The sequence below is a fragment of the Nocardia flavorosea NBRC 108225 genome (assembly GCF_001613385.1).
Taxonomy (GTDB): Bacteria; Actinomycetota; Actinomycetes; order Mycobacteriales; family Mycobacteriaceae; genus Nocardia; species Nocardia flavorosea.
Genome location: NZ_BDCG01000048.1, coordinates 1 through 5,434, shown reverse-complemented (window position 1 = coordinate 5,434; position 5,434 = coordinate 1). Strand labels below are relative to the sequence as shown.

Annotated in this window: 3 rRNA genes; all 3 read right to left on the bottom strand. The window is 56.2% G+C overall.

Annotation, left to right across the window (positions count from 1 at the left end):
• Nucleotides 1-7 precede the first annotated feature (7 nt).
• Nucleotides 8-124: ribosomal RNA gene (gene rrf, locus NFL01S_RS33680) — 5S ribosomal RNA — on the bottom strand.
• A gap of 128 nt (nt 125-252) precedes the next feature.
• Nucleotides 253-3,384 (bottom strand): 23S ribosomal RNA (locus NFL01S_RS33675).
• Nucleotides 3,385-3,717: 333 nt separating this feature from the next.
• Nucleotides 3,718-5,234 (bottom strand): 16S ribosomal RNA (locus NFL01S_RS33670).
• Together the 16S, 23S and 5S rRNA genes form the textbook arrangement of a ribosomal RNA operon.
• Nucleotides 5,235-5,434: the final 200 nt, after the last annotated feature.

The window sequence follows — 5,434 nt, the reverse complement described above, 5'->3', positions numbered from 1 at the left end:
AAGTATGTTCCGGCGGTGTCCTACTCTCCCACACCCTGTCGAGTGCAGTACCATCGGCGCTGGCAGGCTTAGCTTCCGGGTTCGGAATGGGACCGGGCGTTTCCCTGCCGCTATAACCGCCGTAACTCTATGAAACTGTCCACAGACAGCCACCCACCGAACCCCTTACACACCGAAGTATGTCGTGTTCTGGGTGTCTTCTGTATCTGTGTGTTGTTTCAGATACTGCACAGTGGACGCGTAGCAACCTTTGTTTGTAAGCCCTCGGCCTATTAGTACCGGTCACCTCCACCAGTTACCTGGCTTCCAGTTCCGGCCTATCAACCCCATGGTCTGTAGGGGGCCTTAACCACTCGAGGTGGTGGGAAACCTCATCTTGGAACAGGCTTCCCGCTTAGATGCTTTCAGCGGTTATCCCTTCCGAACGTAGCCAACCAGCCGTGCCCCTGGCGGGACAACTGGCACACCAGAGGTTCGTCCGTCCCGGTCCTCTCGTACTAGGGACAGCCTTCCTCAAGTTTCCAACGCGCGCGGCGGATAGAGACCGAACTGTCTCACGACGTTCTAAACCCAGCTCGCGTGCCGCTTTAATGGGCGAACAGCCCAACCCTTGGGACCTACTCCAGCCCCAGGATGCGACGAGCCGACATCGAGGTGCCAAACCATCCCGTCGATATGGACTCTTGGGGAAGATCAGCCTGTTATCCCCGGGGTACCTTTTATCCGTTGAGCGACACCGCTTCCACATGCCGGTGCCGGATCACTAGTCCCGACTTTCGTCCCTGCTCGACATGTCTGTCTCACAGTCAAGCTCCCTTGTGCACTTGCACTCAACACCTGATTGCCAACCAGGCTGAGGGAACCTTTGGGCGCCTCCGTTACATTTTGGGAGGCAACCGCCCCAGTTAAACTACCCACCAGGCACTGTCCCTGAACCAGATCATGGTCCGAGGTTAGAGGTCCAATACGATCAGAGTGGTATTTCAACGATGACTCCACCCACACTGGCGTGCGAGTTTCACAGTCTCCCACCTATCCTACACAAACCGTACCGAACACCAATACCAAGCTATAGTGAAGGTCCCGGGGTCTTTTCGTCCTGCCGCGCGTAACGAGCATCTTTACTCGTAATGCAATTTCGCCGAGTCTGTGGTCGAGACAGCAGAGAAGTCGTTACGCCATTCGTGCAGGTCGGAACTTACCCGACAAGGAATTTCGCTACCTTAGGATGGTTATAGTTACCACCGCCGTTTACCGGGGCTTAAATTCTCAGCTTCGCGCCGAAGCGCTAACCGGTCCTCTTAACCTTCCGGCACCGGGCAGGCGTCAGTCCGTATACATCGTCTTACGACTTCGCACGGACCTGTGTTTTTAGTAAACAGTCGCTTCTCTCTGGTCTCTGCGGCCCAAACCAGCTCAGGAAGCAAGTTCCGTCACCAGCTCGGGCCCCCCTTCTCCCGAAGTTACGGGGGCATTTTGCCGAGTTCCTTGACCACAGTTCTCTCGATCGCCTTAGTATTCTCTACCTGACCACCTGTGTCGGTTTGGGGTACGGGCCGTGTACCAACTCACTAGAGGCTTTTCTCGGCAGCATAGGATCACTGAATTCGCCTCAATCGGCTACGCATCACCTCTCAGGCACATGAATGGCGGATTTGCCTACCACTCGCCCTACAGGCTTACACCAGTACAACCACTGACTGGCCCAGCTACCTTCCTGCGTCACCCCATCGCTTGACTACTACACCCAGGGTCATGCGCAGCCCCATCCGGCCTCCCGAAGGAGGTCCATCAGGTTTTGGGCACTTAGCACAGATGATTCGCCATTGGGCGCGGATACACGGGTACGGGAATATCAACCCGTTGTCCATCGACTACGCCTGTCGGCCTCGCCTTAGGTCCCGACTCACCCTGGGCGGATTAACCTGGCCCAGGAACCCTTGGTCATTCGGCGGACGAGTTTCTCACTCGTCTTTCGCTACTCATGCCTGCATTCTCACTCGCGCAGCCTCCACAACTAGGTCACCCCGCTGCTTCCCTGGCTACACGACGCTCCCCTACCCAGCCACACCACTGCACACCCTCCCACAGGAGAATGTGGATGTATATATGCGACTGCCGCGGCTTCGGCGGTGTACTTGAGCCCCGCTACATTGTCGGCGCAGGATCACTCGACCAGTGAGCTATTACGCACTCTTTCAAGGGTGGCTGCTTCTAAGCCAACCTCCTGGCTGTCTGCGCAATCCCACATCCTTTTCCACTTAGTACACGCTTAGGGGCCTTAGCCGGCGATCTGGGCTGTTTCCCTCTCGACTACGAAGCTTATCCCCCGCAGTCTCACTGCCGCGCTCTCACTCACCGGCATTCGGAGTTTGGCTGATTTCGGTAAGCTTGTGGGCCCCCTAGACCATCCAGTAGCTCTACCTCCGGTGAGAAACACGCGACGCTGCACCTAAATGCATTTCGGGGAGAACCAGCTATCACGGAGTTTGATTGGCCTTTCACCCCTACCCACAGCTCATCCCCTCAGTTTTCAACCTAAGTGGGTTCGGGCCTCCACGACGTCTTACCGTCGCTTCACCCTGGCCATGGGTAGATCACTCCGCTTCGGGTCTAGAACACGCGACTGGAACGCCCTATTCGGACTCGCTTTCGCTACGGCTACCCCACACGGGTTAACCTCGCCACATGCCACTAACTCGCAGGCTCATTCTTCAAAAGGCACGCCATCACCCCCCACAGCAAGCTGTGCAGAGGCCCTGACGGATTGTAAGCGCACGGTTTCAGGTACTATTTCACTCCCCTCCCGGGGTACTTTTCACCTTTCCCTCACGGTACTAGTCCGCTATCGGTCACCAGGGAGTATTCAGGCTTACCGGGTGGTCCCGGCAGATTCACAGCAGATTTCACGGGCCCGCTGCTACTCGGGCACCCACTACAACAGAGAACGTGTTTTCGCCTACCGGACTCTCACCGTCTACGGTTGGCCGTCCCAGACCAATTCGACTAACACGATCTTTTCTGACTGTTGCTTGTCACGGCAGTAACAAGAAAGTGAGCCCCACTACCCCACACGTGCAACCCCTGCCGGGTATCACACACGCATGGTTTAGCCTCATCCGCTTTCGCTCGCCACTACTCACGGAATCACATGTTGTTTTCTCTTCCTGTGGGTACTGAGATGTTTCACTTCCCCACGTTCCCTCCACACCAGCTATATATTCACTGGCGGGTAACACGACATCACTCGTGCTGGGTTTCCCCATTCGGACACCCTCGGATCACAGCTCGGTTGACAGCTCCCCGAGGCTTATCGCAGCCTCCTACGTCCTTCATCGGCTCCTGGTGCCAAGGCATCCACCGAACGCTCTAAAACACTTACAAAACAAAGATGCTCGCGTCCACTGTGCAGTTCTCAAACAACACACCCACCCGAAACTTTCACCCGCACCAGCCGGCAACTCCCGAAGAAGCTCCCGCGGTATGAACGGAGATCCGAGCGGATCATGTTTATTGCCTGGAAAGAACGCCTGTTCTTTCAGGACCCAACAGTGTGTTGATATATCCACCACAACCGAGAACTAGAGCCTCAGCCATGAATGATGGAGGTTGTCAGCGTTCCACCCATGAGCAACCATCGGAAAACATTCGCTTCCGAAATGGCTCTGCCACAACCGGTACTCGACTCTTCGAGCCGGCATGGAGAATGCTCCTTAGAAAGGAGGTGATCCAGCCGCACCTTCCGGTACGGCTACCTTGTTACGACTTCGTCCCAATCGCCGATCCCACCTTCGACGGCTCCCTCCACAAGGGTTAGGCCACCGGCTTCGGGTGTTACCGACTTTCATGACGTGACGGGCGGTGTGTACAAGGCCCGGGAACGTATTCACCGCAGCGTTGCTGATCTGCGATTACTAGCGACTCCAACTTCACGGGGTCGAGTTGCAGACCCCGATCCGAACTGAGACCGGCTTTAAGGGATTCGCTCCACCTCACGGTATCGCAGCCCTCTGTACCGGCCATTGTAGCATGTGTGAAGCCCTGGACATAAGGGGCATGATGACTTGACGTCGTCCCCACCTTCCTCCGAGTTGACCCCGGCAGTCTCTCACGAGTCCCCGCCATTACGCGCTGGCAACATAAGATAAGGGTTGCGCTCGTTGCGGGACTTAACCCAACATCTCACGACACGAGCTGACGACAGCCATGCACCACCTGTACACCGACCACAAGGGGGCCTACATCTCTGCAGGTTTCCGGTGTATGTCAAACCCAGGTAAGGTTCTTCGCGTTGCATCGAATTAATCCACATGCTCCGCCGCTTGTGCGGGCCCCCGTCAATTCCTTTGAGTTTTAGCCTTGCGGCCGTACTCCCCAGGCGGGGTACTTAATGCGTTAGCTACGGCACGGATCCCGTGGAAGGAAACCCACACCTAGTACCCACCGTTTACGGCGTGGACTACCAGGGTATCTAATCCTGTTCGCTACCCACGCTTTCGCTTCTCAGCGTCAGTTACTTCCCAGAGACCCGCCTTCGCCACCGGTGTTCCTCCTGATATCTGCGCATTTCACCGCTACACCAGGAATTCCAGTCTCCCCTGAAGTACTCAAGCCTGCCCGTATCGACCGCAAGCTCGGGGTTGAGCCCCGAGTTTTCACGATCGACGCGACAAGCCGCCTACAAGCTCTTTACGCCCAGTAATTCCGGACAACGCTCGCACCCTACGTATTACCGCGGCTGCTGGCACGTAGTTGGCCGGTGCTTCTTATACTCCTACCGTCACTTTCGCTTCGTCGGAGTCGAAAGAGGTTTACAACCCGAAGGCCGTCATCCCTCACGCGGCGTCGCTGCATCAGGCTTCCGCCCATTGTGCAATATTCCCCACTGCTGCCTCCCGTAGGAGTCTGGGCCGTGTCTCAGTCCCAGTGTGGCCGGTCGCCCTCTCAGGCCGGCTACCCGTCGTCGCCTTGGTAGGCCATTACCCCACCAACAAGCTGATAGGCCGCGGGCTCATCTTGCACCGATAAATCTTTCCACCCCCGACCATGCGATCGGAGGTCATATCCGGTATTAGACCCAGTTTCCCAGGCTTATCCCAGAGTGCAAGGCAGATCACCCACGTGTTACTCACCCGTTCGCCGCTCGTGTACCCCGAAGGGCCTTACCGCTCGACTTGCATGTGTTAAGCACGCCGCCAGCGTTCGTCCTGAGCCAGGATCAAACTCTCCGTTGAAGACTCACAATCACACCCGAAGGCGCAATCAAAAGTACAAACTAGAGTCCGAAAACCCAGCAAAACAATCGCCAGCCGGAATTTAGCTGACTTAAATGTTCGGCCCTCCACACGGGGGTATGAAGAACCGAAACCAAATCAAATATTTGGCACTGACATTCATCAACACACTATTGAGTTCTCAAAGAACACACGCACAC